Annotated in this window: 1 protein-coding gene; it reads right to left on the minus strand. The window is 65.3% G+C overall.

Annotated features, from left to right (window positions below; genetic code table 11):
- Window positions 1–32 precede the first annotated feature (32 nt).
- Window positions 33–1,667 carry an IS1634 family transposase gene (locus ACX4ZE_RS22705; protein WP_480275497.1) on the minus strand — a complete coding sequence of 545 codons (1,635 nt, stop codon included), beginning with the start codon at window positions 1,665–1,667 and terminating at the stop codon, window positions 33–35.
- Between the last annotated feature and the right edge of the window lie 38 nt (window positions 1,668–1,705).

A 1,705-nucleotide genomic window follows, 5' to 3' on the forward strand; every position in this document is an offset into this window, starting at 1 on the left:
CTGAGTTTGGTCAAATGGTTTAGTGCGTGAGGTCAGCCCCTCAACGCGTCCAGGATCTCCTGTTGCTCGACCGGGATCTCGGGCGCGAAGGTCTGCTCGGCCCCGTTGATCGTGATCGTCGCCGACCGCAGAACCCTCAGACCACGCACGATCGCCCGGATACTCGATCCGGTTCGCGTCTGCGCGACCCGCGCGAGGGCCAACGCCGTAAACACGATCGTCAGGTGCGCCTCGATCGCGTCACGAGTCCGCGCGAACATCGGCCGCGCCGCCAGATCGGTCTTCGACATGCGGAAACTCTGCTCGACATGCCACAAATCGTGATAGCTGGCGATCACCTCACCCGCAGTCATCATGTCCGCGGGCATGTTCGTCACATAACCTTTCAACCCGGCCAGACGCCGCGCCCGCGTCAGCGCCGCATCGTCGAGGGTCTTCATGCCTTTCACGGACTTGACGAAACGTGTTGCGCGAGCGGCCTTCACCCCGTCGATGACCTCCCGCGCGCGGGCCTCCTGCGCGTTGAGGGTCCGGTTGTCACGGACATAGCGTTTCGTCGAATACGACCAGACCGCTCGCCACGACCCCAGATGCCGGTCGGGATCCCAGACCGGTTCGGCACGAACCCCGGTCGGATTGTCGTCGTTGGCGCCGCGTTTCGGGGTAACGGTGTCGATGACCTGACCATCGGTGAACGATTCACCGTGCCAACGGAAATAGGACTCCAGATCGATCGGCGCTTTCGTGACCCGCGACCCGACGATGAACCGCATCCCGGCGTCGTCGAGCTTGGTCAGGTTGTCCGCCGACAGCATGCCCGCGTCCGCCACCACGACGAAACTTTCCAGACGATGCCGGGCCTGGAAACCCTCGATGATCGGCACGATCGTGTGCTTCTCGGCCTTGTTTCCCTCGAAACAGCCGATCTCCAAAGGGAATCCATGCCGGTCGACCAACAACCCGACCACGATCTGCGGATCCACACGGCGTTCCTTGGAGTAGCCGACCTTGCGGAGCCCATCTTCTTTCTCCGCCTCGAAATACAACGTCGTCACGTCGTACAAGCACAACGACACATCCCCGCTGGTCAGCGCACGCGCGAAACAAGCGTTCGCGATCACATCGCGGTAGCCCCCGGCCGCCGCGCGGCCCAGTGTCCGCCGCAGCGTCGAATACGACGCCGGCCGTTGTCCCAGCTCGGTCAGCACCCGCGCCGCATCGGCCAGCGACGACGGTTCGACCAGGCGGGCGATCACCAGGTCCCGGAACACCTCGTCGCCGACGGCGGCACCGAACCCCAGCGAGTCGTAGACACCGGCCAGCACATCGAACAACACCGCCGAGCAGGTGCCGGTCACCCGACCCGCACTCACCGGCACCACCACCCCGGCCGCCGGCTCCGGTGTCGTGGGGAACAACGCGGGGGCGTGATCCGGTGTCGTTACCAGCGACGTTCGGGGCGGCACCGGTTCCAGGCCCAGGTCGAGTTGCCCTTGGGACCGATCCTCGATCATCGCGCGGGCCCGGGCCATCAGTATCCCGAGCTCGGCCTCGGTATGCGCCGACCCGACATGCGCCACGATCTGCTGCCGGTGCCCGCCGGCGTACTCAGCGATCTGCACCGCGGTAGCCCCGGAACGGGTCCGCACTCGCCGGATGAACACCACGACCGTCGACTCTACCGGCCGATTAGTGCGTGAAACCC

It is taken from the genome of Nocardia sp. TBRC8007 (assembly GCF_056629435.1).